Consider the following 26339-nt stretch of genomic DNA (forward strand, 5'->3'; position numbering starts at 1 on the left):
CCCTGTGTCACCGGAGCCACATGGGAACCGTTTGTTGAATGGGGAGTTGCCGACTGTATGGGGCGCGTCTATCTCCTGCATTCACAAACGCACAAGCCGCGCCGTGTCTGCATCCTTTGACTGCAGACGAGGGGCGGACCCATCAAGGGGCGTGGGCAAGAGACATGGCGAAGGCAAGGCAGGCAGCTGCAATCGTATCCGGACGCGGGGTGAAGAGACCTGTCGCGGCCCTTTTGCTTGCCGCCACGATGCTGACGTCCTGTCAGTCGCTGATCGAGCAGAGCTATGAGCCCACGATCGCGCCGTCCTCCAATCCGCAGATCGTCGACGAGGTACAGAAGAACGATCCGCGTGCCCAGATGGGGGCGCGCGAGCATCCGCGCATCGTCGCGAGCTATGGTGGCGAGTACAAGGACGCCAAGACGGAGCGGCTCGTCGCGCGCATCGCCGGCGCGCTGACTCAGGTCTCGGAAAACCCGAACCAGTCCTACCGCATCACCATCCTCAATTCGCCCGCGATCAATGCCTTCGCGCTGCCCGGCGGTTACCTCTATGTGACGCGTGGCCTCCTGGCGCTTGCCGACGATGCCTCCGAGGTCGCCGCCGTGCTGTCGCATGAAATGGCGCATGTCACCGCCAATCACGGCATCGAGCGGCAGAAGAAGGAAGAGGCCGAGGTCATCGCCAGCCGCGTGGTGGCCGAGGTTCTGTCGAGCAACATCGCCGGCAAGCAGGCGCTGGCGCGCGGCAAGCTGCGCCTTGCAGCCTTCTCGCGCAACCAGGAACTCCAGGCCGACGTCATCGGCGTGCGCATGCTGGGCGAGGCGGGCTACGATCCCTATGCCGCCGCCCGCTTCCTCGATTCCATGGCGGCCTATGCCCGCTTCACGGCGGTCGATCCCGATGCCGACCAGAGCCTCGACTTCCTGTCGAGCCATCCCAACGCGCCGCAGCGCGTGGAGCTGGCGCGCATGCATGCCCGTGCCTTCGGCGCGGAAGGGCAGGTGGGTGACCGCGGTCGCGACTATTATCTCGCCGGCATCGACGGGCTGCTCTACGGCGATGCGCCGGAAGAGGGTTACGTGCGCGGCCAGACCTTCCTGCACGGCAAGCTCGGCATCCGCTTCGACGTGCCGGCCGGCTTCCAGATCGACAACAAGGCCGATGCCGTGCTGGCGACCGGCCCCGGTGATGTCGCCATCCGCTTCGACGGCGTGGCCGACAGCCGCGGCCAGAACCTCGTCAACTACATTTCCAGCGGCTGGGTGACGGGCTTGAGGCCCGATACGATCCGTTCCGTCAGCCTCAACGGGCTGGAGGCCGCAACGGCGCGTGCCGCCGCCGACCGCTGGGAATTCGACGTGACCGTCGTGCGCATCGACAAGAAGATATACCGTTTCCTGACGGCCGTGCCGACCGGTTCGCCGGCACTCGACCCGACGGCGAACATCCTGCGCAACTCGTTCCGCAAGCTCACGCCGGCGGAAGTCGAGAGCCTGAAGCCGCTGCGCGTGCGCGTCGTCACCGCCCGCCCGGGCGATACCGTCGCCACGCTGGCCGGCCGCATGCTCGGCACCGACCGCAAGCTCGACCTCTTCCGCCTGATCAACGCCATGACCGTCACCAGCACGGTCCGCCCCGGCGAGAAGTACAAGATCATCGCCGAATAGCCCGCACCGACCTGGCGCGGTTATCGGTGCTTGCCTTTGCCGTCGTCATCACCGGGCTTGACCCGGGGACGCAAATCCATGGCGCGGCTGATTTTCCAGCAAAATCCCGCCTCGATTTCCCCGCCTTCCCCAACCGCGCCTACAATCCTCCCATCCCGCCCTCGGATACACCGCAAGGCGTTGCGGCGAGGCGGGGTCGGTGCGGGGCGTGAGGGGATGACGCAAAACCTCATGCACCGGGCCTGCGGAAAATGGTCTCCCTCCGGCGACACGGGGGAAATGGCGGGATATCGGACCGATCCCGTCGTTTCATACCCCGAACGGCGCGCCGGGCGTGCCTGTGCGGCACACAAGGGGATCGGGATTGGCGGATGCGTCGGCATCGTCCGCCGGCATGGAGAAAGGCCGGGAGGTGGAGACACCTTCCACGGAGCGCCAAGGCGTGCGCTCCGGTTGTCAAACGGCACTGCCCATTCCGGAAACCGGCGAAGCACACCGCCGTGTCGATCCTTGCAGAGAGAGACCGGAGTCGCGGGCAAAAACCGCCGAACGGGGCGCCGGAAGGTGTCACCTATTCATTCTCAGTCGAGGCAGCTTCCGGCGCCCCGTCCGAATGCTTTTTGAAACCACGGGCGAAACCGCCGCGTGGATGTCAGTGCTGGCGGCCCGGCCCACGCCGGCCAACGCCAAATTCTTTCCCTTTCCGCGCAACATGCGCTAAGGGCATCAGCCATGACCATGCCGGCTTCGACAGATGAAACCTACGTCGTCCTTCTCGGGGGCGCGCTCGTCGCGACGCCGCGCCTGGCGGACGATATTGCCGGCGCGCGCTTCATCGCGGCAGACGGCGGCATGCGCCATGCGGCAATGCTTGGCGTGACGCCGGATCTGTGGGTCGGCGATTTCGATTCGACACCGCCGGAGCTTCTGGCCGCATGGCCCGATGTCGAGCGCCAGCCCTATCCGGCCGCCAAGAACGAAACGGATGGTGAGCTTGCCGTGTCCGTTGCCACCGGGCGCGGCGCGGCGCGTGTGGTGCTGGCTGGCGCGCTTGGCGGCGAGCGCAGCGACCATGCGCTGATGCATCTCATCCACGCCGTCTCGCTTGCGGAAGCCGGCGTCGCCATCAAGCTCACCTCCGGCGAAGAGGAGGCGTGGCCGCTCCTGCCGGGCCGCCGCGACATCGACCTGCCCGCCGGCAGCCTGTTTTCCGTGCTCGGCCTCACGCCGCTCTCGGGGCTTTGTCTCGAAAACGTGCGCTACCCGCTCACCGATTTCGCGCTGCCCTTCGGCTCGTCGCGCACCATCTCCAATGTCGCGGAAGGTCCCATCCGCGTTTCGCTTGCCTCCGGCCGCGCGATCCTCATCGCCCGGCCCTATGATCTTTCAGGAGCCTGATCCTTGGCACCGCCCATTCTCAAACTCGACGATATCTTTCTCAGCTTCGGCGGCACGCCGCTGCTTGCGGGCGCAAGCCTGCAGGTTGAGCCCGGCGACCGCATCTGCCTCGTCGGCCGCAACGGCTCGGGCAAGTCGACGCTGATGAAGATCGCCGCCGGCCTCGCCGAGCCGCAGTCGGGCGAAGTCTTCCGCCACCCGTCCGCCACGATCCGCTACCTGCATCAGGCGCCCGATTTCGACGGCTACGACACGGTCGCGGCCTATGCCGAAGCGGGTCTTGGCCCGAGCGACGACCCCTACCGCGTCACCTACCTGCTCGAACATCTCGGTCTCGACGGCACGGAAGATCCGAAGTCCCTGTCGGGCGGCGAGGCGCGCCGTGCGGCGCTCGCCCGCGTCATGGCGCCGGAGCCGGATATCCTTCTGCTCGACGAGCCGACGAACCATCTCGACCTGCCGACCATCGAATGGCTGGAAGGCGAGCTGCAATCCACCCGTTCGGCGCTGATCGTCATCTCGCATGACCGGCGCTTTCTGGAGAAGGTCTCCAACGCCACCGTGTGGCTCGATCGCGGCCAGTCGCGCCGCCTCAACCGGGGTTTTGGCCATTTCGAGGCCTGGCGCGATGAGGTGCTGGAGGCCGAGGAGCTTGAACAGCACAAGCTCGGTAAGGCCATCGAGCGTGAGGAGCATTGGTTGCGCTATGGCGTGACCGCGCGGCGCAAGCGCAACATGCGCCGCCTCGGCGCGCTGCATGATCTGCGCGCCCGCTACCGCGGCCACAAGGGCCCGCAGGGCAGCGTGCAGGCCAGCGTTTCGGATGCGCAGGAATCCGGCAAACTGGTCATCGAGGCGGAAAAGATCACCAAGGCCTATGGCGACCGCACGATCGTCGCGCCGTTCTCCATTCGCGTGCATCGCGGCGATTGCATCGGTCTCGTCGGCCCGAACGGTGCGGGCAAGACCACGCTGCTCAAGATGCTGACCGGCCAGCTCGCGCCCGACAGCGGCAGCGTCAAGCTCGGCACCAATCTGGAGATCGCCACGCTCGACCAGCGCCGCGAGGACCTGAACCTCGACGACACGCTCGCCCATTACCTCACCGACGGGCGCGGCGAGACGCTGCTGGTCAACGGCGAGCAGCGCCATGTCACCGGCTACATGAAGGAATTCCTGTTCCAGCCCGAGCAGTCCCGCACGCCGATCCGCAATCTCTCCGGCGGCGAGCGTGCCCGCCTCATGCTGGCGCGCATCCTGTCGCGGCCGACCAACCTGCTCATCCTCGACGAGCCGACCAACGATCTCGACATCGAGACGCTGGACCTGTTGCAGGAAATCGTCGCGGGTTTCACCGGCACCGTGCTGCTCGTCAGCCACGACCGCGATTTCCTCGACCGCACCGTTACCTCCACCATCGCGCCTGCTGACCCTGAGAACCCGGACGGGCGCTGGATCGAATATGCCGGCGGTTATACCGACATGATGGCGCAGCGCCGCGGCGTCATCGAAGAGAAGCGCCGGGCGGAGAAGGCCGAGAAGGTGAAGGCCGCGGAAGCCGCGCCCGCCGCCACCGCGCCGTCTGACAGCAAGGCCAAGGGCAAGCTTTCCTACAAGCAAAAGTTCGCGCTCGAAAACCTGCCGAAGGAAATGGAGAAGGCCGAAAAGGAAATCGCTGCCCGCGAGGCGAAGATGGCCGATCCCAACCTCTTCACCAAGGACCCCGCCACCTTCAACAAGCTTGCCGCGGAAATGGAAAAGCTGCGCGCCTCGCTCACGAAGATGGAAGAGGAATGGCTGGAGCTGGAAATGCTGCGGGAGGAGCTGGAGGGCTGAGACGGTCTCGAAGCCCTGTTCCCCGCGAAACAGCGGCCGCCGCCTGGGCATGCGATCGTTCGGTCATTGGATGAGAGGACCTCATCCTGCAACCGAAAGAGATCAGGAGAGTCCCATGCGCAAATTCATCATCTCGGCCCTTGTCGCCGCCGTCGCTGCCATTTCCTTCGCCGCGCCCTCCCATGCCGGCTCCTACGGCTACAAGAGCCATGGCCACAAGCATTATGGCTACAAGCATCACGGTTACAGGAAGCACTATGCCAAGCGTCATTACGGCGGGCACTACGGCGTGAGGATCGTCGTCGGCAAGCGCTACTACAGCTATTATTGAGCGCTGCTTGCCGCAGGAAAAGACGAGGCCCGGATGCCCGCCGCATCCGGGCCCTTTACACTTGGAGGACGGCGGATTGATTCGCCGGCGAACAGGCGCTATCTAGGAGGTCGTGGTGATTTGGCCGGCCGGCTTGCAGCCACGTTAAACAAGTCGCTAAAGGGCCGCGCGAGGAAGAGCCTTACGTGGACCGGTTGCGACATCGTTGCGGCCGGTTTTTGTTTTGGATCGAGTTGAGACATGCCCATCAAGATTCCCGATACGCTCCCCGCCTTCCAGACCCTCGTCAACGAGGGCGTGCGGGTGATGACCGAAACGGTGGCGATCCGGCAGGATATCCGCCCGCTGCAGATCGGGCTGCTCAACCTCATGCCGAACAAGATCAAGACGGAAGTGCAGATGGCGCGCCTCGTCGGCGCCTCGCCGCTTCAGGTCGAGCTGTCGCTGGTGCGCGTCGGCGCCCACCGCGCGAAGAACACGTCGGAGGAGCACCTGCTTGCCTTCTACGATACCTGGGAAGAGGTGAAGCACCGCAAGTTCGACGGCTTCATCATCACCGGCGCCCCGATCGAGACCCTCGACTACGAGGAAGTCACCTATTGGGACGAGATGAAGCAGATCCTCGACTGGACGACGACGAATGTCCATTCGACGCTCAATGTTTGCTGGGGCGCGATGGCGGCGATCTACCATTTCCACGGCGTGCCCAAATACACGCTCGATGAAAAGGCGTTCGGCGTTTACCGTCACCACAACCGCAAGCCCTCGTCGATCTACCTGAACGGCTTCTCGGATGATTTCGAGGTGCCGGTCTCGCGCTGGACGGAGATCCGCGCGGAGGATATCCGCGCCGTGCCGGAACTCGAAATCCTGCTCGATTCGGACGAGATGGGTGTCTGCCTCGTCGAGGAGAAGGCGGGCAACCGCCTCTATATCTTCAACCATGTCGAATATGATTCGACCTCGCTCGCCGACGAATATTTCCGCGATGTCTCGGCCGGCGTGCCGATCAAGATGCCGCGGAACTACTTCCCGCACAACGATCCGGCCCTGCCGCCGCAGAACCGCTGGCGCGGGCACGCCCATCTGCTGTTCGGCAACTGGATCAACGAAATCTACCAGACCACGCCCTATGACCTCGCGAAGATCGGAACAGGAGCCTGATGCCATGAGCCGCGTCGTCATTCGCCCGCTGCACAAGGACGACGAGGGCGAATGGCGCCGGTTGTGGACCGCCTATCTCGCCTTTTACCAGACGGTGCTGCCCGAGGACGTCTTCGCCACCACCTTCGCCCGGCTGACGGGCGAGGCGGCCGAGGGCGAGTATCGCGGCCTGCTCGCGACGCTTGACGGCAAGCCGGTAGGCCTCGCGCATTATCTCTTCCATCGCTCCTGCTGGACGACTGGCAATGTCTGCTACCTTCAGGACCTCTTCGCCGACCCCGATGTGCGCGGCTCCGGCATCGGGCGGGCGCTGATCGAAGGCGTCTATGCCAAGGCGAAGGAGGCGGGTTCGCCGGAGGTCTACTGGATGACGCAGGAATTCAACGCCACAGCACGCCAGCTCTATGACCGCATCGCTGAAAAGACGCCCTTCATTGTGTACCAGAAGAACCTCTGAAACACATCGAAAAGTATGACTTTTCGATTGCGGATCGCCTGGAATTGCCGCAGTTTGCCGGCCGATGATCAGGCAGCGGGAGGAGATGGCCATGGGTACAGGACAGGAGATTTTCGGGCGGCTCGGCTCCGGCGAGGTCGTCGAGCGCGTAACGATCCGCGGTGGCGGGCTCACCGCAAAGGTGCTGACCTTCGGCGCGATCATTCAGGACCTGCGCCTTGATGGGCATGATGCGCCGCTCGTGCTGGGTTTCGACGATCTCGCAAGCTATCTCACGCACATCACCTATTTCGGCGCGTCAGCCGGGCGCTGCGCCAACCGCATCGCCGGCGGCCGCTTCACCATCGACGGCGCGGATTACCAGCTCGAATGCAACGAGCGCGGCGTGAACCACCTGCACGGCGGCCATGACGGCATCAGCCAGCAGAACTGGCGCATCGCCGAGAGCGGCACCGACTTCGTTACCCTCACGCTGACCGACCCTGCCGGCCGTGCCGGCTATCCCGGCACCTGCGCCATCGCCTGCACCTATGCGCTATCCGGCAACGGAACCCTCTCCGTCACCTACGAGGCAACCACGGATGCGCCAACGCCGGTCAATCTGTGCCAGCACAGCTATTTCATTCTCGACGGCGGCGAGGACATCTTCGATCATGAAATCCGCATCAAGGCGGAACACTATCTCCCGGTCGATGACAACCTGATCCCGACCGGCGAAATCCGCCCCGTCTCCGGTACGCCGTTTGATCTGCGCCACTGGACGCCGCTCCGCCGACAGATCGAGGCAGGCGGCGTGGTCTTCGATCACAATTTCTGCCTGTCGGATGGCCGCGAGGCCCCGCGCCTCGTCGCGGAGGTCCGCAGCCCCGCCTCCGGCCTCTCGCTCCAGGTGGTGACCACCGAGCCCGGCCTGCAACTCTACACCGGCGCCTATATCCAACCGCTGGAGGGCCTCGAAGGCCGCCGCTACGACGCCTTCTCCGGCCTCTGCCTCGAAACCCAGATCTGGCCCGACGCCATCAACCACTCCGCCTTCCCGAACGCCATCTTGCACCCCGGCCAGACCCTGCGGCAGAAGACGGACTACGTGTTCGGCAAGGGGTAAGGTGTCCGTCATGAGAACGGCGCCCGTCGCCGTTCTTGCCCACCTAGGCGCGGAGATCCACAATTGGCCTACACGCACCTGTTATGCGGATTAATGAGGAACAATTGACGCGTGCAGAAAATTGCTCAGTACGCTATCAGCTCGTGTGGCATGCGGGGCTGCAATAGTAGCAACCATTGGACTGAGAGTACGTCTTCTTTGATTCGCGAACAGCGCCGCCGCAAGAGTCGAATTCACCAAGATACTTGCGGTTCTCAGCACGCGGCAGGAACGAGCAGGCCGAATGGTGCACTTCATGATCGCCATTCGTCTGCGCATTCTTATTCACATAATAGCTAGCCATCTGGCTCTCCTGAATTTGATTGCTGTCTTTTGCGCTCTGCCGTGACCTGTGAGGCAGGAATTTTCCCGCCTCACAGGTATGGGCTATCACTTCTTGTTGGGACGCTGCGTCAGCGCCGACGCTGCTGCGGACTTCGCGGCAGGGCTCGACTTCGGGTCGCGCAGAACCTTTGCGGCAGCAGACGCCACCTTCGCGCTTGTTACTTCCTTGTTGGCCATAAAAATCACCTCCTTTCGTGCCAGTGTTTGGTCAAGTCGAGTGCTCCTTGCGTTATCGCTTGACATTCGACTTGACGCGGGAATCCATCCGTGATTCCCTTCGTTTCAGATATGAGACGTCTCGGTTCTGAGACGCACTGTGTTTCAGTTGTGAAACGTTACGCCGAATCGCGCGGTTGAGTCAACAGCCCGTGACGAGCCTAGGTATGCTATGAGCTTAGAGATTGAAAAACTTGGAGAAATGGTCGCACAGCGTCGCGGGACACTAGGTGTTCGGGCCGCAGCTAAAGAAATTGGAATCAGTCCTGCCACCCTCTCGCGAATCGAAAATGGACACGTCCCGGACTTGGTAACGTTTGCTGCTATCTGCAAATGGCTTGGGCAAGAGCCCGCTAAATTTCTCGGAATGCAGCCGTCGGGAGCGCTCGATAAACCTGTTGCAAGCGTCCACCTCAGGAAAAAGAAAACTACCTCGATAGATACCGCAACCGCCTTAGGCGCGATGATCATCGCGGCTCAGAACGCCATGTTAGATCGCGAGACCATCTGACGAAATGCGGCGCGGCTTCAAAACTCAAGCTGAACAGATTTCCGAAACCCTCAGGACGAAACAAAGTCTGACGGTCTTCGATAGATTTGAGCCGAAGCTTTTTCTTCAGTCTTTGGGGATGATCGTCTGGACGCCGGCCGAGGTTCCCGGCTTGGAAGCAGCGCACTTGGAGCAGCTTACCGTGACCGATCCGGATAGCTGGTCAGGCGTAGCAATACGCATGGGAGAACTGACCGCAATCATTGTGAATTCGTCGCATCCACCAACTCGGCAAGCTAACACCCTTATGCATGAATGGGCGCATATCGAACTCCGTCATAAACCGAATAGGGTTGATCGGTCAGATGGGGGGCTGCTCCTTTTAAGCGATTACCCGGCAGAATTCGAAGAAGAGGCCGATTGGCTTGCTGCTTCTGTTTTGTTGCCGCGAGCCGGTTTGGTACGCTGCAAGAGCCGTGGCATGACCAACGACGACATAGCCGATCATTATGGTGTTAGCGCACAACTCACCAACTGGCGGGTAAGAATGACGGGTGTCGACCGCCAAATCGGTGCAAGGAGTCGATTTAACTGAGGTTGCGCGGCGCTCCTGAGAGCATGTGTACTCGTGACCCTGTGGTAACCGGCCAAAACGCACAAAAGCCCCGGCGAACCGAGGCTTGGAAACTTTGGAGAGAATGGAGCGGGTGAAGCGATTCGAACGCTCGACCCCAACCTTGGCAAGGTTGTGCTCTACCCCTGAGCTACACCCGCTCATCGTCGACGGCCTGGGGTAGTGGTTGGCCGAAGGTCGCTGCGTTGCGGCGACGGGCGCTATATGACCCAAGGCCTTTTCAATTGCAACAGGGAAATGAAGGATTTTTCAGAAAAAAATGCGCCCTCTTCGAAAGTCCCTGATTTCCGGGCGGTTGCGCGAAGAGGGGTGACGGCCTATCAGCGGACAGGACAAATCGGGCCGGAGCCAAAGAGATGACGGACATGCAGCCGAAGACCGACAAGGAGCTTTTCGCGTTCCTCGACGGACTGGGAATCACGCACAGCACCAAGGAACACGCGCCGGTCTTCACCGTCGCCGAATCGGTCTCGTTGCGCGATGAAATTCCCGGCGGCCACACGAAGAACCTTTTCGTGAAGGACAAGAAGGACAACTATTTCCTGATGACCGTCGAGGAGCATGCGACGGTGGACCTGAAGACGGTGCACGGCATCATCGGCGCGGCCAGCCGCGTGTCCTTCGGCAAGCCGGAGAAGCTGATGGAGTATCTCGGCGTCATTCCCGGCGCGGTCACGGCCTTCGGGGTGATCAACGATACGGCGGGCAAGGTGAAGATCATCATCGACGCGGACCTGATGGCGTTCGACACGATCAACTGCCATCCGCTGCGCAACGATGCGACGACCTCGATTGGCGCCAAGGACCTGTTGCGCTTCATCGAAGCGACGGGACATGAGCCGCTTGTCTTGAAAGTCACGGCCTGACATACGATTTTGGGCGCTGAAGCGATATTCGGGCGCACCGCGCGAGGAGACACCATGAGCGACAATCCCTATGCATCGTCCTATGGCGGGCAGATGAACGTTTCCGCGAACTATGGCGGCGGCGCGCCCGCGGCGGACGACCTGATCAAGGACACGACGACCGCGAACTTCGCGCGCGATGTGCTCGAGGCCTCGCGCCATCAGCCGGTGCTCGTCGATTTCTGGGCGCCCTGGTGTGGGCCCTGCAAGCAGTTGCAGCCTGTTATCGAGAAGGTCGTGCGCGAAAGTGCCGGCCGCGTGAAGCTCGTCAAGCTCAACATCGATGACCATCCGTCCATTCCCGGCCAGCTCGGCATCCAGTCCATTCCGGCCGTCGTCGCCTTCGTCGGCGGCCGCCCGGCGGATGGCTTCATGGGTGCGGTGCCGGAGAGCCAGGTGCGCCAGTTCATCGACAAGATCGCCGGTCCGGCCGACGCCGATGAGAAGGCCCAGATCGAGGCGCTGCTTGCCGAGGCGAAGACGCTGTTCGAAGCCGGCGATGTCGCGGGTGCGGCCGATCTCTACGGCGCATTGCTGCAGGCCGATCCGGAAAATGCCGGCGCGCTCGCCGGCATCGCCGAATGCATGATCGCCGTCGGCCAGCATGACAATGCCCGCCAGGCGCTCGCCAACCTGCCCGAGGCGGTGGCGGCCGACCCTGCCGTCAGCGCGGTGCTGAAGAAGCTCGACCAGATCGAGGAAGCCCGCAAACTCGGTGATCCGGCTGCGCTGGAACACGCGCTTGCCGTCAACCCGGACGATCATGCCGCGCGCATGAAGCTTGCGAAGATCCGCAATGTCGAGGGCGATCGGCAGGCTGCTGCCGACCACCTGCTGCTGATCATGAAACGCGACCGGGCCTTCGAGGATGACGGCGCGCGGCGCGAGCTTCTGCAGTTCTTCGAGGTCTGGGGCCCGATGGATCCGGCGACAATTGCCGCCCGCCGCAAGATGTCGTCGATCCTGTTCTCCTGAGTTTTTCAGGTCAGCGGCCCGGCCTCCCTTGAGAATCGCCGGGCCTACCCCACATTCGGGGTAAGGCGCGAGGCTGCGGGCCGCGCCGCGGAATGGAAGGCACTGCAATGCAAGTGGGAAACGCGCGTTATCTGAAACCGGCAGACCTGCCGGAGACCATTCCGGTCTTTCCGTTGACGGGCGCGCTGCTTCTTCCCGGCGGCCAGCTGCCGCTCAATATCTTCGAGCCACGCTACCTTGCCATGTTCGACGATGCGCTTGCCTCGCACCGGCTGATCGGCATGGTGCAGCCCGTTTTTGGCGGCGAGCGCAAGGACGATGACGAGGCCGAGAACCCGGCGCTGTGCCAGGTCGGCTGCATCGGGCGCATCACCTCCTTTGCCGAGACCGGCGACGGCCGCTATATCGTTTCGCTCACCGGCATCTGCCGCTACCGGCTGATGGAGGAAGTGCGAGGCACGAAAGCCTATCGCAGCTTCCGCATCGCGCCCTTCATCGCCGATCTGACCGCGCATGACGACGAGCAGAGCGTTGACCGCGATGCGCTGCTATCGGCCTTCCGCGCCTATCTGGACGCCAACAAGCTGGAAGCGGACTGGGAGAGCGTGGAGCGCGCCAGCAACGCCACGCTGGTCAATTCCATGGCGATGATGTCGCCCTACGGGCCGGCGGAAAAGCAGGCGCTGCTGGAGGCGCCCGACCTGAAGACCCGGGCCGAAACGCTGATCGCCATCACCGAGATCGTTCTGGCGCGCAGCTATGGCGATGTCGATACGCGGCTGCAGTAAGGGGGGACGATGAGCGCCGGCAAAAGCGGAGTGGATGTCAAGCTGCTCGAACTTCTCGTCTGTCCCCTCACCAAGGGGCGCCTGAGCTATGACGCGGCGGCGGGCGAGCTGGTCTCCGAAAAGGCGAAGCTCGCCTATCCGATCCGTGACGGCATTCCGATCATGCTGATTTCCGAGGCACGCGAGATCAAGGACTGACGCCTTTCGCGTGGCGATCGGTCTAGATGCGCTGACCGACGAGCATGCGCGGATGGCCGCTGCCCGCCGTGCCCTTGGCCTGACGGATGAAGTAGGACTTTAGTCCCGGCAGGCGATCGACCAGGCCGAGGCCGACATCGCGCAGCACGCGTAGCGGCGTCACGTCGTTGGAGAACAGGCGGTTCAGCACATCCGTGGTGATACCCATGCGCACCGTATCGAAGCGGCGCCATGTCTCGTAGCGCTCCAGCACCGAAAGCGCGCCGATATCGAGACCGAGCCGGTCGGCCTCGACGATGGTTTCCGCCAAGGCCGCCACATCCTTGAAGCCGAGATTGAGACCCTGGCCGGAAATCGGGTGGATGCCGTGGGCGGCATCGCCTGCCAGCGCGAAGCGCGGGGCAACGAAGGCGCGGGCGAGCGTGAGACCCAGCGGGAAAGCACGGCGGCCGCCGACGACCTTGAGACTGCCAAGCTTGTGGCCGAAGCGGCGTTCCAGCTCTTCCTCGAAGACCAGATCATCGCCTTCCACGAGGCGCTTAGCATCCTCCGTGCGCTCGCTCCAGACGAGCGAGGAGCGGTTGCCGGTGAGTGGCAAGGTCGCGAAGGGGCCGGCGGGCAGGAAATGCTCCTCTGCCGTGCCGTCATGCGGGCGTTCGTGCTCCACGGTGGTGACGATGCCGGACTGGCCGTAATCGAAGCGCACGGTCTTGATGCCTGCCATGTCGCGCAGTTTCGAGCGGGCGCCGTCGCAGGCGACGAGGAGGCGCGTGCCGACCTCTGATCCGTCGGAAAGGCTGACCTGCGTTGAGTGCTGGCCCGTCTTGAAGTCGGCGGCGGATGTCGACCAGCGCACCGGGATGCCGAGGGCGTCAGCCTGACGAAGCAGGCTTCCGATCATGGCGCGGTTGGGGATCATGTGGGCGAAGGGCTGGCCGTCCTCGTCGGACCCCGTATCGTCGAAGGTGAGGAAAACCGGGCGGACGGGATCGGCCGTGCGCGAATCGGTAATGACCATACGGCGGATCGGCTCGGCGTCCGCCGCGATCTCGCTCCAGACGCCGAGGACATCGAGCAGGTTGCGGGCGGCGGCGACGATGGCGGAGGCGCGCTCCTCCTTCTTCCAGGCATGCTCCGGTGCGCCATCGACCACTTCCACGGCCAGATGCGGCGCCGCCTTCTTCACCGCCACCGCGAGCGACAGGCCGACATAACCGCCGCCGGCGACCAGAACGTCGAGCGATGTGGCTTCGGGCATGGTGTCCTCCTGGACGCTTGAGGTCTTTCTTTGCTCTATATAGAGGAGGAAGAGTCCGTTTCCTACCGTGGGAGCCACGTCCAAATGTCGCGCCAGAATGCCCCGAACCCCGCCATGGATGTGCTGCTCCAGACGCTGGATCTCGAACGGCTGGAGGGGCGGCTGTTTCGCGGGCGCAGCCCGCAGGTCGGCTGGCAACGGGTGTTCGGCGGGCAGGTGATCGGCCAGGCGCTGGTCGCCGCCACGCGCACGATCACGCAGGAGCAGCGCTACGTGCACTCGCTGCACGCCTATTTCGTGCGGCCGGGCGATCCGTCCGTGCCAATCCTCTACGAAGTCGAGATTATCAGAGACGGCGGGTCCTTCGCCACGCGGCGCGTCGTCGCCATCCAGCACGACAAGCCGATCTTCTTCATGACGGCGTCCATCCAGGACGATGAGGACGGCTTCGAGCATCAGGTGGCGATGCCTGACGTGCCGCAGCCGGAAGACCTGCCCGGCGAGGCCGAATTGAAGGCGCGTTTCATGCAGGAGGCGCCGCCGCCGATCCGCGCCTACTGGGAGCGTCCGCGCCCCATCGAACTACGGCCGGTCGCGCTCGCGCACTATCTCTCCAACGATAAACTGGAGCCGCGCCAGAACATCTGGGTGCGCACGACGGGGCCGGTTCCGGCCGAGCGGCGTCTGCAGGCTGCCGTGCTGGCTTATCTCTCGGATATGACGCTGCTTGACACATCGCTTTTCGCGCACGGTACCTCCGTGCTCGACCGGTCCCTGCAGGTTGCGAGCCTCGACCATGCGATGTGGTTCCATCGTCCGCCGGTGCTTGACGACTGGCTGCTCTACAGCCAGGACAGCCCATCGGCCTTCGGCGGCCGCGGGATGACGCGTGGCGCGATTTTCACCCGCTCCGGCACCCTCATTGCCTCCGTCGCCCAGGAAGGGTTGATTCGGAAAAAGGCAACTGACTAAATTTTACCCATTGCCCCAATAGCGCCTATTTTTTCACCATTAGCGGTGGCGTTTTTTTGCGCCTAGCCGCTTTTGTCATTTTTATCCGTTTTATTTCAATATCTTATTTAGTGCGTTTGAATCTGGCACGCCCCTTGAATGTATATCGCCAGTCGTTGCGGACATGACGTTGCCAACGGCGAGGAGAGATGGCCCCGGCTGGGGGACAAGCACGAAGGATGGGAAACCAGATGAAAATCGTAATGGCGATTATCAAGCCGTTCAAACTCGATGAGGTGCGCGAAGCCCTCACCGCCGTTGGTATCCAGGGCCTGACCGTTACCGAAGTGAAGGGGTACGGACGTCAGAAGGGGCACACGGAAATCTATCGCGGCACGGAATATGCCGTCAGCTTCCTGCCGAAACTGAAGGTCGAAATCGCCGTGCCCGGCGACCTCGTCGACCGTGCGGTCGAAGCGATCGCATCCGCTGCCAAGACCGGCCAGATTGGTGACGGCAAGATCTTCGTCTACGCCATCGACCATGCCGTGCGCATCCGCACCGGCGAAACCGATTCCGAAGCGCTCTAAGCAAACGGCCTATCAGGGAGCATTGTTCAATGTCGTCTAACCCCATCATCAACACACTTACCCGCGTCGGTATCGCCGCAGCAGGTCTGCTGGCACCGGCCGTGGCCTTTGCGCAGGAAGCAGCAGAAACAACAGCCGCGGCGCCGGAAGCCGCCGCAACGATCAACTCCGGCGATACCGCCTGGATGCTGACCTCCACGGTTCTCGTTCTCTTCATGATCCTGCCGGGTCTTGCGCTGTTCTACGGCGGTCTGGTGCGCAGCAAGAACATGCTGTCGGTCCTGATGCAGTGCCTGGTCGTCTCTGCGGCCATCATGATCGTCTGGGTCGTCTACGGTTACAGCCTCGCCTTCACCAACGGCGGCGGCCTCAACACCTTTGTCGGCGGCTTCGAAAAGCTGTTCCTCGCCGGCGTGACGCCCGACAGCGTTTCCGGCTCCATTCCGGAATATGTCTTCATCGCCTTCCAGATGACCTTCGCCTGCATCACGCCGGCCCTGATCGTCGGCGCCTTCGCCGAGCGCATCAAGTTCTCGGCCGTCATGCTGTTCTGCATTCTCTGGGTCACCTTCGTCTATTTCCCGATGGCCCACATGGTCTGGTCGGGTGACGGCGCCCTGATGTGGGACTGGGGTGCGATCGACTTCGCCGGCGGCACCGTCGTTCACATCAATGCCGGTATTGCCGGTCTGGTCGGCGCGATCATGGTCGGCAAGCGTACGGGCTTCGGCAAGGACATGATGGCTCCGCACTCCATGACGCTGACCATGGTCGGTGCCTCCATGCTGTGGGTTGGCTGGTACGGCTTCAACGCCGGTTCGGCTGCCGCTGCAAACGGTGTTGCCGGTCTCGCCATGATCAACACCTTCACCGCAACGGCGGGTGCCGTCGTCGCCTGGTGCGTCATTGAAACCGTCTCGCGCGGCAAGGCTTCCATGCTCGGTGCCGCCTCGGGCGTCATCGCCGGCCTCGTCGCCGTCACTCCGGCCGCCGGTGCCGTCGGCCCGATCGGTGCCATCTTCCTCGGCGCGATCGCTTCGGCGCTTTGCTACTTCTTCGTATCCGTCGTGAAGAACAAGTTCGGCTATGACGACACGGCAGACGTCTTCGGCGTCCACGGCGTTGGCGGCATCGTTGGCGCCATCGGCTCCGGCATCTTCGCCGCAACCTCGCTGGGCGGCGTCGGTTATGCGGAAGGCATCACGATGGGCGCGCAGGTCTGGATCCAGATCAAGTCGGTCATCGTCACCATCCTGTGGTGCGGCATCGGCTCGGCGATCCTCTACAAGATCGTCGATCTCATCGTCGGCCTGCGCGTGCCGGTCGAAGCCGAGCGCGAAGGTCTCGACCTGTCCTCGCACGGCGAAGCAGCCTACCACTCGTAAGGGCTCGCGGCGGCCGCAAGGCCGCCGCCACGATCCCGTCGCGGTCATGGGAAACCATGCCGTTCCTGGCCCGGACCGTGTGTCCGGGCCTTTTTCGTTTCGGCGGCACGATAATAAACGAATGACGAATATGCATGGTTAACACGCCATTAAGGCTTCCTTCGTAGGGTTTGCAGTGAGGCACCGCGCGCGAATCATGCGGGGCCGGTGCAAACTTCCCTGAGCGGACACAGGCTGAACCATGAGCAGAAGCATCTCGGCAGGACTGGACAATCGGCACGACCGTTTCGTGCTGTCGGCCTTCGTGTGGCGACAGGTACAGATCCTCATCGGCCTCTGCGTCTTCCTGTTTCTGGCGCTCGCCATCGCCGCGCTCTCGACATGGAACGTGTCCGACCCGAGCCTTTCCTATGCCTCGGGCGGCGAACCGAAGAACATACTCGGTTATCCCGGCGCCATCTTCGCAGATGTCTTCATGCAGTTCTTCGGGCTTGCCAGCGTGATCGCGCTGCTGCCGGTCGTCGCCTGGGCCATCGGCCTGATCAGCGGGCGCCGTTTCAACCGTATCCTGCAACGGGCCGCCGCCTGGCTTGGCGGCGCCATTCTGGCGTCCGCGGCACTCGCCTGCGTGCCCGGCCCGGTGACCTGGCCGCTGCCGACGGGGCTCGGCGGCGTGTTCGGCGACATGATCCTGCGCTTCCCCGCCCTCTTCACCGGCGCCTATCCGACCGGCATGTTCGCCAGTATCGTCGGCGCGATCATCGCCGTTCCTGCGATCTGGCTCATGGTGTTCGCGTCCGGCCTCATCGGCACGGTTTCGATCGATGACGAGGAGGATTTCGCACCAGTCCCGGTCGCAAGCCGCAACCGCCCCGCAGTGCAGGACGATGACGACGAGGATGAGGAGCGTAGCGGGCCCTTCACGGTTCTCGCCGGTGCGACGACCCACGCCTGGTACACCGCGCAGGCGCGCGTGCGCCGTCTGTTCGGCCTTTCGAACACGCGGCGCCGCGCGCGCGGCATCGAGCAGCCCTATGATTTCAACGAGGACGAGTTCGGCACGCTGAACGAGCCGGTGCGCGCGCGCGCCAGCCGGTCGAGCGAGCGTGTCGAGCCGTCCATGGAAGGCCGCCGCGCCGTATCGGCCCCGTCCATCGCGCTCGACGATGACGACGACATGCCCTTCGACGACGGTCCGCTGTCGCATCCGAGCGGCATCCTTCCGGACGAGGATTCCGACGACATCGCCGCGGACTGGGCGCCGCGCCGCGCACCGGCGCGCTCGCCGCTGCCTTCGGCCAGTGCCCGCGTCGTGCCGCCTGCGTCGCGGCCGAAGCCCGGCCAGCGGATCGAGCGCGAAGCCCAGACCTCCTTCGTCGGGCAGGACGGCTTCCAGCTGCCCTCGCTGCACCTGCTCGCCGAAGCGAAGGGCCAGGTGCGCGATGCCACGCTTTCGGCCGATGCGCTGGAGCAGAACGCCCGCATGCTGGAAGGCGTGCTGGAGGATTTCGGCGTCAAGGGCGAGATCATCCATGTGCGCCCCGGCCCCGTCGTGACGCTCTACGAACTGGAGCCGGCGCCCGGCATCAAGTCCTCGCGCGTCATCGGCCTTGCCGACGATATCGCCCGCTCGATGAGTGCGATTGCCGCGCGTGTCGCGGTCGTGCCGGGCCGCAACGCCATCGGCATCGAGCTGCCGAACGCCACCCGCGAGACCGTCTATCTGCGCGAACTGCTCGCCAGCCGCGATTTCGAGACCTCGAAGGCCCGCCTCGCCATGGCGCTCGGCAAGACGATCGGCGGCGAGCCCGTCATCACCGACATCGCCAAGATGCCGCACCTTCTCGTCGCGGGCACCACCGGCTCGGGCAAGTCGGTCGCCATCAACACCATGATCCTGTCGCTGCTCTACCGCATGAAGCCGGAGCAGTGCCGCCTGATCATGATCGATCCGAAGATGCTGGAACTTTCCGTCTATGACGGCATCCCGCATCTGCTCTCTCCCGTGGTTACCGATCCGAAGAAGGCCGTCGTGGCGCTGAAGTGGACGGTGCGCGAGATGGAAGAGCGCTACAAGAAGATGTCGAAGATCGGCGTGCGCAACATCGACGGCTTCAACAGCCGCGTGGAGCAGGCGCTGGCCAAGGGTGAGCAGATCACCCGTACCGTGCAGACCGGCTTCGACCGCCAGACCGGCGAGGCGATGTACGAGACGGAGGAGTTCGATCTCCAGCCGATGCCCTACATCGTCGTGATCATCGACGAAATGGCCGACCTGATGATGGTGGCCGGCAAGGATATCGAAGGCGCGGTGCAGCGGCTTGCCCAGATGGCGCGTGCGGCCGGCATTCACGTCATCATGGCGACCCAGCGCCCGTCGGTCGATGTCATTACCGGCACGATCAAGGCGAACTTCCCGACCCGCATTTCCTTCCAGGTGACCTCGAAGATCGACAGCCGCACCATTCTCGGCGAACAGGGCGCGGAACAGCTGCTCGGCATGGGCGACATGCTCTACATGGCCGGCGGCGGGCGCATCCAGCGCGTGCACGGCCCGTTCGTCTCCGACCACGAGGTCGAGGCCGTCGTCGCGCATCTGAAGACGCAGGGCGCCCCGCAATATCTTGACGCGATCACCGAGGATGATGACGAGGACGGCGAGGGCGGTAACGGTCCGGCCGGCACGGCCAATCTCGAGGATTCCGACGATCCCTACGACCAGGCCGTTGCCGTGGTCCTGCGGGACGGCAAGGCATCGACCTCCTATATCCAGCGCCGCCTCGGCATCGGCTACAACCGCGCCGCCTCGCTGATCGAGCGCATGGAGCAGGAGGGGCTGATCGGCCCCGCCAACCATGCCGGCAAGCGCGAAATCCTGGTGCCGACGGAAGACTAAATTTAGGGGTGCGGCACGGGAACGCGCCGCCCGGTGCGGCGTTTCGCCCGGCAAGCCCCGCGCACAGGCGTGCGCCGGCCGATGCCATTATGGCGCCGCGTTTGGCCCGCATGACAGACGCATGAAGGAGACCGACATGAACCGATCCGCAACCGGCCGCGTGGCCCCCTCTCTCACCCGTCGTGATTTCACCGGTCTGATGGGTCTTGTGCTTGCGACCGGCCTTTCGGTGCTGTCGCCGGGCGAGGCCTCGGCGCAGGCAAGTGCGGCCGCCCAGAAGATCGCCGACCACTTCGCCTCCGTGAAGACGATGATGGGCGAGTTCGTGCAGTTCGGCCCGCGCGGCGAGCAGACCGGCGGCAAGTTCTATATCGACCGACCCGGCCGCATCCGCTTCAACTACGAGGACCCCTCGCCGATGCGCGTCATCGCGGACGGCAAGTCGGTGGTTATCGGCAATCGCAAGCTCAAGACCTGGGACATCTATCCGCTGTCCAAGACGCCACTCAACCTGCTGCTCGGCAACAAGATCGACCTTTCGGCCCGGATGGTGCGCAACGTGAAGGAAGAGGCGGACCTGACGACGATCGTGCTGGGCGACAAGAACATGTTCGGCGATTCCACCATCACCATGATGTTCGACCCGAAGACCTACGACCTGCGCCAGTGGACGATCACCGATGCGCAGGGCAAGGACACGTCGGTCATGATCTTCAACGTGCAGACCGGCATGAAGCTCGACGACCGGGTCTTCGCCATCCCCTATGACGAGATCCGCAACCGCGGCGCCCGGTGACAAAGACGTTTCCGTTTTCACGGCACATGCGCTAAGACGCCCCGACCGGCCCGCCTGACGGGCCGGAACAGTTTTCGGGGACGGGCATGGCACTTTCGATTGCGACGTGGAACATCAACTCCGTTCGGCTGCGCATGCCGCTTGTCGAGCATTTCCTCAAGACGTTTTCGCCCGATATCCTGTGCCTTCAGGAGACCAAGTGCCCGAACGACCAGTTTCCCTCCAAGCCGCTGAAGGCGCTGGGTTACGAGCATATCGTCATGCATGGCCAGAAGGGCTATCACGGCGTCGCCACCGTCTCGCGCCTGCCGCTGACGGAGCTGGTCGAGCGGCGTGATTATTGCGGCGTCGGCGATGCGCGCCATGTCTCCGTGCTGTTTCATCACCGGGGCAAGTCGATCCGCCTGCACAATTTCTATGTGCCGGCCGGCGGCGACGAGCCCGACCGCACCATCAACGTGAAATTCGGCCACAAGCTCGATTTCATCGAGGAAATGAAGCTGCTGCATGCGGAGGCCGAGGCGGGTATCTCCTCCATCCTCGTCGGTGACCTCAATATCGCGCCGCTGGAGCATGATGTGTGGTCGCACAAGCAGCTCCTGAAGATCGTCAGCCACACGCCGATCGAGACCGAGGGTCTGACCGACGTAATGACGAAGGGTGCCTGGGTCGATCTGATGCGGCGCAAGGTGCCGGCCACCGAGAAGCTCTATACGTGGTGGAGCTACCGTTCGGCCGACTGGCAGGCCGCCAACAAGGGCCGCCGCCTCGACCATATCTGGTCGTCCGCCGATCTCGAACCGCATCTTTCCAACATCGCTGTCATCCGCGAGGCGCGCGGCTGGGAACGGCCGTCTGACCACGTGCCTGTGATTGCGGAATTCGATTTCTGAGGTTGCTTGGGGGGGCCCTCGGTCCGGCGTCGTTCCAGCGAGGATAGCCCCCGCGGATGAAGGGCGACCCACTCTCTACAGGCATTCTTTCAGGCAAAACGGCCGGTGAGGCCGCGCATCTGCTCGATCATCGCGGCGAGGTTTTCGCGGATGCGTGCATCGACCAGGACTGCGACGTCGGGATATTCCTCCAGCATGCGGCGGAAGAGCGGGCGGTTGATGCGGATGACTTCGCTGTCTTCCATCGCCAGTGCCGTATATTTGCGCTCGACGGCCGAGATCATCGCGAGTTCCGACAGAAGCGTGCCGGCGCCGGCCGTGCCCTCGTCTCGCATCGAACCGTCGCGGAGGGTAGAGGTGAGCTGGAACGATCCTTCCGCGATGACGAAGCCGCAATCGGCCGAGGTGCCCTCGCGAAACAGCGTCTGTCCCTCGACCAGCCGCCGGCGTTCGGCGCCGAAGGCCATCAGGCGCAGCTTGTCATCGGCAAGGCCCGCGAAAAGCGGCACGCGCGAAAGAAGGGCGATATCATCGCTGAGAGCCACGTTCGGCGTCTCCTTGTGTTGCGGTCGATGGCGCTGCAGGAAGCTGCGCCATGCCGGCCGCGAAAAACGTTACGGTACGATCTTGTAGCCGCCGTTTTCTGTCACGAGAATCTCCGCATTGGAAGGGTCCCGCTCGATCTTCTGGCGCAGCCGGTAGACATGGGTCTCCAGCGTGTGGGTCGTGACGCCGGAATTGTAGCCCCAGACCTCTTCCAGAAGCACGTCGCGCGTCACCACCTTCTGATCGGCGCGGTAGAGGTAGCGGATGATCGCCGCTTCCTTCTCCGTCAGGCGGATCTTCTGGCCGTTTTCCAGCGTCAGCAGCTTCTGGCCGGGCTTGAACGTGTAGGGGCCGACGGTGAAGGTGGCGTCTTCGCTGCTCTCGTGCTGGCGTAGCTGGGCGCGAATGCGGGCGAGCAGCACGGCGAAGCGGAAAGGTTTGGTGACGTAATCGTTTGCGCCGGCTTCCAGCCCCAGAATGGTGTCCGAATCGGTGTCGTGCCCGGTGAGCATGATGATCGGCGCCTTGAAGCCGCCCTTGCGCAGGAGCTTCACGGCTTCACGGCCGTCCATGTCCGGCAGGCCGACATCCATGATGAGGAGGTCGATCTGGCTGGCACGCGCGGTCTGGATGCCCTTTCCGGCGGTGGATTCCTCGAGCGTGGAGAATTCCTCGTAGAGCGAAAGCTGCTCGACGAGCGTCTCACGGAGGTCGTTGTCGTCATCGACAAGAAGGATGGTGCGGGATGTCATGCTTTACCTCTCGGCATTCCTCTGGAAAGTAAGGGAACTGGCGCTTTTGGCAAGCCCGCCCATGGACTTAGCCAAGAGAGTCGTGGCGTGGCGCGAATATGGCGGAATAAAATGAGCCGGATCACATCTGATGAACATCGCGTGAAGACCATTGTCGTGCGGCCGGTGGCGGGAAACCGCAGCCGGGCGATCGTGCAGCTCGGGCCCCTTCGCCTGCCCGCGGCCCTCGGCCGCTCGGGCCGCACCAGCCGCAAGCGCGAGGGCGACGGCGCAACACCGATTGCGGCCATGCCGCTGCTCTACGGCTTCCTGCGCGGGGACCGGCTCTGCGCACCGGCCAGCGGACTTTCGCTCAGACGCATCCGGCCGTCGATGCTCTGGTGCGATGCGCCTGGCCATCCGAGCTACAACCGGCTCGTAAGAGCCCCGTTCCGGCCGAGCCACGAGGAGATGCAGCGCTCGGACGAACTCTACGATATCTGCCTCGTGCTCGACTGGAACGTGACGTCGCGGCGGCGCCATTGCGGCTCGGCAATCTTCTTCCATCTTGCCCGCCCCGGCTACGAGCCAACCGCCGGCTGCATCGCCGTGGCCAGACGCGACATGCTGCGCATCCTGCCGCATCTGCGCCGCGGCACCACGGTGCGCGTTCTTTAAAAGCGCATATCGCGGCCCTATATCGGTTGCCGCACCGGCGTCGGTCCATGGCGACGGAGAGCCCTCGATGGCTCTGGCGCACCCTCATTTCAGGGAGATATTCTGATGAGCGATCAACCAACAATCCTGTTTCATGACGGCAACAGCATTCCGCAGGTCGGCCTCGGCGTCTGGCAGACCCCGAACGACACGGCCGTGACAGCGGTGAAGGCGGCCCTTTCGGAGGGCTACCGGCATATCGATACGGCGGCTATCTACGAGAACGAGCAGGGGGTGGGCGAAGGCATCCGCGCCTCCGGCGTCGACCGCTCGGAAATCTTCCTCACGACCAAGCTGTGGAACGCCGATCAGGGCTACGATTCGACTCTGAAAGCATTCGATGCCAGCCTGAAGCGTCTCGGCACCGACTATGTCGACCTCTATCTCATCCACTGGCCTGCGCCAAATCGCGACCAGTATGTCGATACCTGGAAGGCCTTCATCCAGATCCAGAAGGAGGGCCGGGCCCGGTCCATCGGCGTGTCGAACTTCTATCCCGAGCACCTCCAGCGCCTGATTGACGAGACAGGCATCACGCCCGTGATCAACCAGATCGAGCTGCACCCTGATTTCCCGCAGACTGAGGCGCGGACCTGGCACGACAAGCACCGCATCGTCACCCAGTCGTGGAGCCCGCTCGGTCAGGGCAAGCTTCTGGAAAACCCTGTCGTAGGGCAGGTCGCGCAAAAGCATGGCCGCACGCCGGCGCAGGTCATCATCCGCTGGCATATCGACAACGGGCTCGTCGTAATCCCGAAATCGGTGACGCCGTCGCGCATCGCGGAAAACTTCAAGGTCTTCGACTTCAAGCTGGACGCCGATGACCTCACGACCCTCGCCAGCCTGGAGAAGAACGGTAAGCGTATCGGGCCGGATCCGAAGACCGCGACGTTCTGATTGATTGAAGAGAGCCCCCTCATCCGCCTGCCGACACCTTCTCTCTGCCGGGGAGATGGTGGCTCGAAGAGCCGTATGAGGGGGATATCGCAGGCTCTGCCGTCGTTTACCAGTTACGGCAACGTCTTCGGCGTGACGAAGGTTTCAAGCCGGCCCGAGCCGGGCGCGACGTCAGTCCAGCGCTGGCGGTCGATTGCGATTACCGCCAAACCGGCCGTCGGGTACTTGGTTTTCATTCGTGCGAGGGCTTCATGATCGCCGTGCGGCGCGAGCAATGCGGCCACATTCTCGAAGCCCGGATTGTGTCCGATGACCAGCAGCGTTTCGCTCTCCTCTGGCGCGTCCTGTATTGCCTTGAGAATCGCCTCCGGCTCCGCTTCGTAGATCCACGGCACCGTACGGGAGGGGCATCCTCCGCCGAGTGCCGGCGCGACCAGAGCCCAGGTCTCCTGCGTGCGTCGTGCGGATGACACCAGCGCGAAATCCGGCCTGAGACCGGCGGCGGCAATGTAGGCGGCCATGCGCGGCGCGTCCCGGCGACCTCGCTCGCTCAGCGGGCGGTCGTGGTCTTCGACGCCGTCGGGCCAGTCGGATTTGGCGTGGCGCAGCAGGAGAAGACGTTTCATCCTATTTCCTTAAACAAAAAGGCCGGGAGCATGCTCCCGGCCTTCTATCACGATGGCGATGACGCCGGCATTACTGCCAGTCGCGGATATCGACGAAGTGGCCGGCGATGGCGGCGGCGGCAGCCATGGCGGGCGACACGAGATGCGTGCGGCCCTTGAAGCCCTGGCGGCCCTCGAAGTTGCGGTTCGAGGTGGAAGCGCAGCGTTCGCCCGGCTTCAGACGGTCGTCGTTCATGGCAAGGCACATGGAGCAGCCCGGCTCGCGCCAGTCGAAACCGGCTTCCTTGAAGATCTTGTCGAGACCTTCCTTCTCGGCCTGCTCCTTCACGAGGCCGGAGCCTGGAACGATCATGGCGTCGACGGTGGAGGCCACCTTCTTGCCTTCGACGACGGCGGCGACGGCACGCAGATCCTCGATGCGGCCGTTGGTGCACGAGCCGATAAAGACGCGGTCGACGGCGATGTCGGTGATCTTCGTGCCCGGCTTCAGGCCCATGTAATCGAGGGCGCGCCACTTGGAGGAACGCTTGGTCTCGTCTTCGATGTCATCGGGGTTCGGCACGACGCCTTCGACGGAGACGACGTCTTCCGGCGAGGAGCCCCAGGAAACGATCGGCGGCAGGTTGGCGGCATCCAGCACGACGACGCGGTCGAAATGCGCGCCTTCGTCGGTGTGGAGCGTTTTCCAGTAGTCGAGCGCCATTTCCAGCGCCTTGCCCTTGGGCGCGCGCGGCTTGTCCTTGATGTATTCGAAGGTCTTCTCGTCCGGCGCGATGAGGCCGGCGCGGGCGCCGCCTTCGATCGTCATGTTACAGACCGTCATGCGGCCTTCCATCGACAGCGAGCGGATCGCTTCGCCGGCGAACTCGATGACGTGGCCGGTGCCGCCGGCCGTGCCGATCTCGCCGATGATGGCAAGGATGATGTCCTTGGCGGTCACGCCTTCCGGCAGCTGGCCGTCGACGCGCACCAGCATGTTCTTGGCCTTCTTCTGGATCAGCGTCTGGGTGGCCAGAACGTGTTCCACTTCCGACGTGCCGATGCCGTGCGCGAGCGCGCCGAAGGCGCCGTGCGTGGAGGTGTGGCTGTCACCGCACACGATGGTCATGCCCGGCAGGGTAAAGCCCTGCTCGGGGCCGACGATGTGCACGATGCCCTGTCGGACATCCTTTTCCGAATAGTATTCGACGCCGAATTCCGCGGCATTGTTGGCCAGCGCCTCGACCTGGATGCGGCTTTCCTCGTTCTTGATGCCCTGGGCACGATCCGGCGAGGTGGGAACGTTGTGGTCGACGACGGCGAGCGTCTTGCCCGGCGCGCGCACCTTGCGGCCGGTCATGCGCAGACCTTCGAAGGCCTGCGGCGACGTCACTTCGTGAACGAGGTGACGGTCGATGTAGAGAAGACAGGTGCCGTCTTCCTGGCGGCTGACGATGTGGTCGTCGAAAATCTTGTCATAGAGGGTACGGGGTGCGCTCATGGCTTTTCATCCGTCTGGCATG

Annotated in this window: 28 protein-coding genes, 1 tRNA gene and 1 riboswitch; of the genes, 21 read left to right on the top strand and 8 right to left on the bottom strand. The window is 63.6% G+C overall.

Annotation, left to right across the window (positions count from 1 at the left end; translation table 11 throughout):
• The first annotated feature begins 164 nt into the window (after positions 1-164).
• The 7 genes from MKI86_RS11330 (at position 165) to MKI86_RS11360 (ending at position 7961) form a co-directional block, all read left to right on the top strand.
• On the top strand, positions 165-1670 hold the full coding sequence (locus MKI86_RS11330) for a M48 family metalloprotease (RefSeq protein WP_507200884.1): 1506 nt from the start codon (positions 165-167) through the stop codon (positions 1668-1670).
• Positions 1671-2408: 738 nt separating this feature from the next.
• The gene (locus MKI86_RS11335; RefSeq protein ID WP_241601208.1) at positions 2409-3068 is read left to right on the top strand and encodes a thiamine diphosphokinase; all 660 of its coding nucleotides are present in this window, start codon (positions 2409-2411) and stop codon (positions 3066-3068) included.
• Between the two features lie 3 nt (positions 3069-3071).
• A complete protein-coding gene (locus MKI86_RS11340; RefSeq protein ID WP_241601001.1) occupies positions 3072-4904 on the top strand; it encodes an ABC-F family ATP-binding cassette domain-containing protein in 1833 nt (610 codons plus the stop codon).
• Between the two features lie 115 nt (positions 4905-5019).
• A complete protein-coding gene (locus MKI86_RS11345; protein ID WP_241601002.1) occupies positions 5020-5235 on the top strand; it encodes a hypothetical protein in 216 nt (71 codons plus the stop codon).
• 102 nt (positions 5236-5337) lie between these two features.
• A riboswitch (SAM riboswitch) is annotated at positions 5338-5415 on the top strand.
• 60 nt (positions 5416-5475) lie between these two features.
• Positions 5476-6399: a homoserine O-acetyltransferase MetA gene (gene metA, locus MKI86_RS11350; protein WP_241601003.1), complete on the top strand. Its 924-nt coding sequence runs from the start codon at positions 5476-5478 to the stop codon at positions 6397-6399.
• A gap of 4 nt (positions 6400-6403) precedes the next feature.
• Positions 6404-6856, top strand: a complete 453-nt coding sequence (locus tag MKI86_RS11355) for a GNAT family N-acetyltransferase (protein ID WP_241601004.1) — start codon at positions 6404-6406, stop codon at positions 6854-6856.
• Between the two features lie 91 nt (positions 6857-6947).
• On the top strand, positions 6948-7961 hold the full coding sequence (locus tag MKI86_RS11360) for an aldose epimerase family protein (RefSeq protein WP_241601005.1): 1014 nt from the start codon (positions 6948-6950) through the stop codon (positions 7959-7961).
• 136 nt (positions 7962-8097) lie between these two features.
• Here the strand turns inward: MKI86_RS11360 and MKI86_RS11365 are convergent, their stop codons facing one another.
• A complete protein-coding gene (locus MKI86_RS11365) occupies positions 8098-8304 on the bottom strand; it encodes a hypothetical protein (protein ID WP_241601006.1) in 207 nt (68 codons plus the stop codon).
• 86 nt (positions 8305-8390) lie between these two features.
• Entirely contained in the window at positions 8391-8522 is a 132-nt protein-coding gene (locus MKI86_RS23795; RefSeq protein WP_256465732.1) for a hypothetical protein, read from the bottom strand.
• A 211-nt stretch (positions 8523-8733) separates the two neighbouring features.
• On the opposite strand from MKI86_RS23795, the gene MKI86_RS11370 reads away from it, so the two are divergent.
• Both MKI86_RS11370 and MKI86_RS11375 read left to right on the top strand, forming a co-directional pair.
• Positions 8734-9072: a helix-turn-helix domain-containing protein gene (locus tag MKI86_RS11370; protein ID WP_241601007.1), complete on the top strand. Its 339-nt coding sequence runs from the start codon at positions 8734-8736 to the stop codon at positions 9070-9072.
• Positions 9073-9076: 4 nt separating this feature from the next.
• Positions 9077-9646 carry an ImmA/IrrE family metallo-endopeptidase gene (locus tag MKI86_RS11375; RefSeq protein WP_241601008.1) on the top strand — a complete coding sequence of 190 codons (570 nt, stop codon included), beginning with the start codon at positions 9077-9079 and terminating at the stop codon, positions 9644-9646.
• Positions 9647-9750: 104 nt separating this feature from the next.
• Here MKI86_RS11375 and MKI86_RS11380 read toward each other — a convergent pair.
• Positions 9751-9825 (bottom strand) — tRNA-Gly (locus MKI86_RS11380).
• 216 nt (positions 9826-10041) lie between these two features.
• On the opposite strand from MKI86_RS11380, the gene MKI86_RS11385 reads away from it, so the two are divergent.
• The 4 genes from MKI86_RS11385 to MKI86_RS11400 all read left to right on the top strand — a co-directional run bounded on the left by MKI86_RS11385 (position 10042) and on the right by MKI86_RS11400 (position 12551).
• Entirely contained in the window at positions 10042-10551 is a 510-nt protein-coding gene (locus tag MKI86_RS11385; RefSeq protein ID WP_241601009.1) for a prolyl-tRNA synthetase associated domain-containing protein, read from the top strand.
• Positions 10552-10605: 54 nt separating this feature from the next.
• Positions 10606-11565 (top strand): thioredoxin, encoded by a 960-nt coding sequence (trxA, locus tag MKI86_RS11390; protein ID WP_241601010.1) that lies wholly within the window; start codon positions 10606-10608, stop codon positions 11563-11565.
• A gap of 107 nt (positions 11566-11672) precedes the next feature.
• Positions 11673-12353, top strand: a complete 681-nt coding sequence (locus MKI86_RS11395; protein WP_241601011.1) for an LON peptidase substrate-binding domain-containing protein — start codon at positions 11673-11675, stop codon at positions 12351-12353.
• A gap of 9 nt (positions 12354-12362) precedes the next feature.
• Positions 12363-12551, top strand: a complete 189-nt coding sequence (locus MKI86_RS11400; RefSeq protein ID WP_134649258.1) for a Trm112 family protein — start codon at positions 12363-12365, stop codon at positions 12549-12551.
• 22 nt (positions 12552-12573) lie between these two features.
• On the opposite strand, the gene MKI86_RS11405 is transcribed toward MKI86_RS11400, so the two are convergent.
• On the bottom strand, positions 12574-13809 hold the full coding sequence (locus tag MKI86_RS11405; protein ID WP_241601012.1) for a ubiquinone biosynthesis hydroxylase: 1236 nt from the start codon (positions 13807-13809) through the stop codon (positions 12574-12576).
• Positions 13810-13893: 84 nt separating this feature from the next.
• On the opposite strand from MKI86_RS11405, the gene tesB reads away from it, so the two are divergent.
• From tesB to MKI86_RS11435, 6 genes are all read left to right on the top strand, one after another.
• Positions 13894-14781: an acyl-CoA thioesterase II gene (tesB, locus tag MKI86_RS11410; RefSeq protein WP_241601013.1), complete on the top strand. Its 888-nt coding sequence runs from the start codon at positions 13894-13896 to the stop codon at positions 14779-14781.
• 218 nt (positions 14782-14999) lie between these two features.
• A complete protein-coding gene (locus MKI86_RS11415) occupies positions 15000-15350 on the top strand; it encodes a P-II family nitrogen regulator (RefSeq protein ID WP_160872107.1) in 351 nt (116 codons plus the stop codon).
• 29 nt (positions 15351-15379) lie between these two features.
• Positions 15380-16735 (top strand): ammonium transporter, encoded by a 1356-nt coding sequence (locus MKI86_RS11420; RefSeq protein ID WP_241601014.1) that lies wholly within the window; start codon positions 15380-15382, stop codon positions 16733-16735.
• A gap of 241 nt (positions 16736-16976) precedes the next feature.
• Positions 16977-19631 carry an FtsK/SpoIIIE family DNA translocase gene (locus tag MKI86_RS11425; RefSeq protein WP_241601015.1) on the top strand — a complete coding sequence of 885 codons (2655 nt, stop codon included), beginning with the start codon at positions 16977-16979 and terminating at the stop codon, positions 19629-19631.
• 121 nt (positions 19632-19752) lie between these two features.
• Positions 19753-20427, top strand: a complete 675-nt coding sequence (locus tag MKI86_RS11430) for an outer membrane lipoprotein carrier protein LolA (protein WP_241601016.1) — start codon at positions 19753-19755, stop codon at positions 20425-20427.
• Positions 20428-20513: 86 nt separating this feature from the next.
• The gene (locus MKI86_RS11435) at positions 20514-21320 is read left to right on the top strand and encodes an exodeoxyribonuclease III (protein WP_241601017.1); all 807 of its coding nucleotides are present in this window, start codon (positions 20514-20516) and stop codon (positions 21318-21320) included.
• 89 nt (positions 21321-21409) lie between these two features.
• On the opposite strand, the gene MKI86_RS11440 is transcribed toward MKI86_RS11435, so the two are convergent.
• Positions 21410-21865 (bottom strand): cyclic nucleotide-binding domain-containing protein, encoded by a 456-nt coding sequence (locus MKI86_RS11440; RefSeq protein WP_241601018.1) that lies wholly within the window; start codon positions 21863-21865, stop codon positions 21410-21412.
• 69 nt (positions 21866-21934) lie between these two features.
• Positions 21935-22618: a response regulator transcription factor gene (locus MKI86_RS11445; protein WP_241601019.1), complete on the bottom strand. Its 684-nt coding sequence runs from the start codon at positions 22616-22618 to the stop codon at positions 21935-21937.
• Between the two features lie 111 nt (positions 22619-22729).
• On the opposite strand from MKI86_RS11445, the gene MKI86_RS11450 reads away from it, so the two are divergent.
• Together MKI86_RS11450 and MKI86_RS11455 are read left to right on the top strand one after the other, a co-directional pair.
• Complete coding sequence (locus MKI86_RS11450) at positions 22730-23275, top strand: L,D-transpeptidase family protein (RefSeq protein ID WP_241601020.1); 546 nt, start codon at positions 22730-22732, stop codon at positions 23273-23275.
• 105 nt (positions 23276-23380) lie between these two features.
• A complete protein-coding gene (locus MKI86_RS11455) occupies positions 23381-24211 on the top strand; it encodes an aldo/keto reductase (RefSeq protein ID WP_241601021.1) in 831 nt (276 codons plus the stop codon).
• 113 nt (positions 24212-24324) lie between these two features.
• On the opposite strand, the gene MKI86_RS11460 is transcribed toward MKI86_RS11455, so the two are convergent.
• Both MKI86_RS11460 and leuC read right to left on the bottom strand, forming a co-directional pair.
• Positions 24325-24837 carry a SixA phosphatase family protein gene (locus tag MKI86_RS11460; RefSeq protein ID WP_241601022.1) on the bottom strand — a complete coding sequence of 171 codons (513 nt, stop codon included), beginning with the start codon at positions 24835-24837 and terminating at the stop codon, positions 24325-24327.
• Positions 24838-24907: 70 nt separating this feature from the next.
• Positions 24908-26317, bottom strand: a complete 1410-nt coding sequence (gene leuC / locus MKI86_RS11465) for a 3-isopropylmalate dehydratase large subunit (RefSeq protein WP_241601023.1) — start codon at positions 26315-26317, stop codon at positions 24908-24910.
• Between the last annotated feature and the right edge of the window lie 22 nt (positions 26318-26339).

Source organism: Shinella sedimenti (genome assembly GCF_022601905.1).
In the GTDB taxonomy this organism is placed as follows: domain Bacteria; phylum Pseudomonadota; class Alphaproteobacteria; order Rhizobiales; family Rhizobiaceae; genus Shinella; species Shinella sedimenti.

Coding starts and splice junctions, on each gene's coding strand:
- MKI86_RS11375 (WP_241601008.1), top strand. CDS start 9,077: ATGCGGCGCGGCTTCAAAACTCAAGCTGAACAGATTTCCGAAACCCTC.
- MKI86_RS11330 (WP_507200884.1), top strand. CDS start 165: ATGGCGAAGGCAAGGCAGGCAGCTGCAATCGTATCCGGACGCGGGGTG.
- leuC (WP_241601023.1), bottom strand. CDS start 26,317: ATGAGCGCACCCCGTACCCTCTATGACAAGATTTTCGACGACCACATC.
- MKI86_RS11435 (WP_241601017.1), top strand. CDS start 20,514: ATGGCACTTTCGATTGCGACGTGGAACATCAACTCCGTTCGGCTGCGC.
- MKI86_RS11405 (WP_241601012.1), bottom strand. CDS start 13,809: ATGCCCGAAGCCACATCGCTCGACGTTCTGGTCGCCGGCGGCGGTTAT.
- metA (WP_241601003.1), top strand. CDS start 5,476: ATGCCCATCAAGATTCCCGATACGCTCCCCGCCTTCCAGACCCTCGTC.
- MKI86_RS11370 (WP_241601007.1), top strand. CDS start 8,734: ATGAGCTTAGAGATTGAAAAACTTGGAGAAATGGTCGCACAGCGTCGC.
- MKI86_RS11395 (WP_241601011.1), top strand. CDS start 11,673: ATGCAAGTGGGAAACGCGCGTTATCTGAAACCGGCAGACCTGCCGGAG.
- MKI86_RS11425 (WP_241601015.1), top strand. CDS start 16,977: ATGAGCAGAAGCATCTCGGCAGGACTGGACAATCGGCACGACCGTTTC.
- MKI86_RS11445 (WP_241601019.1), bottom strand. CDS start 22,618: ATGACATCCCGCACCATCCTTCTTGTCGATGACGACAACGACCTCCGT.
- tesB (WP_241601013.1), top strand. CDS start 13,894: ATGTCGCGCCAGAATGCCCCGAACCCCGCCATGGATGTGCTGCTCCAG.
- MKI86_RS23795 (WP_256465732.1), bottom strand. CDS start 8,522: ATGGCCAACAAGGAAGTAACAAGCGCGAAGGTGGCGTCTGCTGCCGCA.
- trxA (WP_241601010.1), top strand. CDS start 10,606: ATGAGCGACAATCCCTATGCATCGTCCTATGGCGGGCAGATGAACGTT.
- MKI86_RS11400 (WP_134649258.1), top strand. CDS start 12,363: ATGAGCGCCGGCAAAAGCGGAGTGGATGTCAAGCTGCTCGAACTTCTC.
- MKI86_RS11455 (WP_241601021.1), top strand. CDS start 23,381: ATGAGCGATCAACCAACAATCCTGTTTCATGACGGCAACAGCATTCCG.
- MKI86_RS11335 (WP_241601208.1), top strand. CDS start 2,409: ATGCCGGCTTCGACAGATGAAACCTACGTCGTCCTTCTCGGGGGCGCG.
- MKI86_RS11415 (WP_160872107.1), top strand. CDS start 15,000: ATGGGAAACCAGATGAAAATCGTAATGGCGATTATCAAGCCGTTCAAA.
- MKI86_RS11450 (WP_241601020.1), top strand. CDS start 22,730: ATGAGCCGGATCACATCTGATGAACATCGCGTGAAGACCATTGTCGTG.
- MKI86_RS11420 (WP_241601014.1), top strand. CDS start 15,380: ATGTCGTCTAACCCCATCATCAACACACTTACCCGCGTCGGTATCGCC.
- MKI86_RS11360 (WP_241601005.1), top strand. CDS start 6,948: ATGGGTACAGGACAGGAGATTTTCGGGCGGCTCGGCTCCGGCGAGGTC.
- MKI86_RS11460 (WP_241601022.1), bottom strand. CDS start 24,837: ATGAAACGTCTTCTCCTGCTGCGCCACGCCAAATCCGACTGGCCCGAC.
- MKI86_RS11345 (WP_241601002.1), top strand. CDS start 5,020: ATGCGCAAATTCATCATCTCGGCCCTTGTCGCCGCCGTCGCTGCCATT.
- MKI86_RS11385 (WP_241601009.1), top strand. CDS start 10,042: ATGACGGACATGCAGCCGAAGACCGACAAGGAGCTTTTCGCGTTCCTC.
- MKI86_RS11365 (WP_241601006.1), bottom strand. CDS start 8,304: ATGGCTAGCTATTATGTGAATAAGAATGCGCAGACGAATGGCGATCAT.
- MKI86_RS11355 (WP_241601004.1), top strand. CDS start 6,404: ATGAGCCGCGTCGTCATTCGCCCGCTGCACAAGGACGACGAGGGCGAA.
- MKI86_RS11430 (WP_241601016.1), top strand. CDS start 19,753: ATGAAGGAGACCGACATGAACCGATCCGCAACCGGCCGCGTGGCCCCC.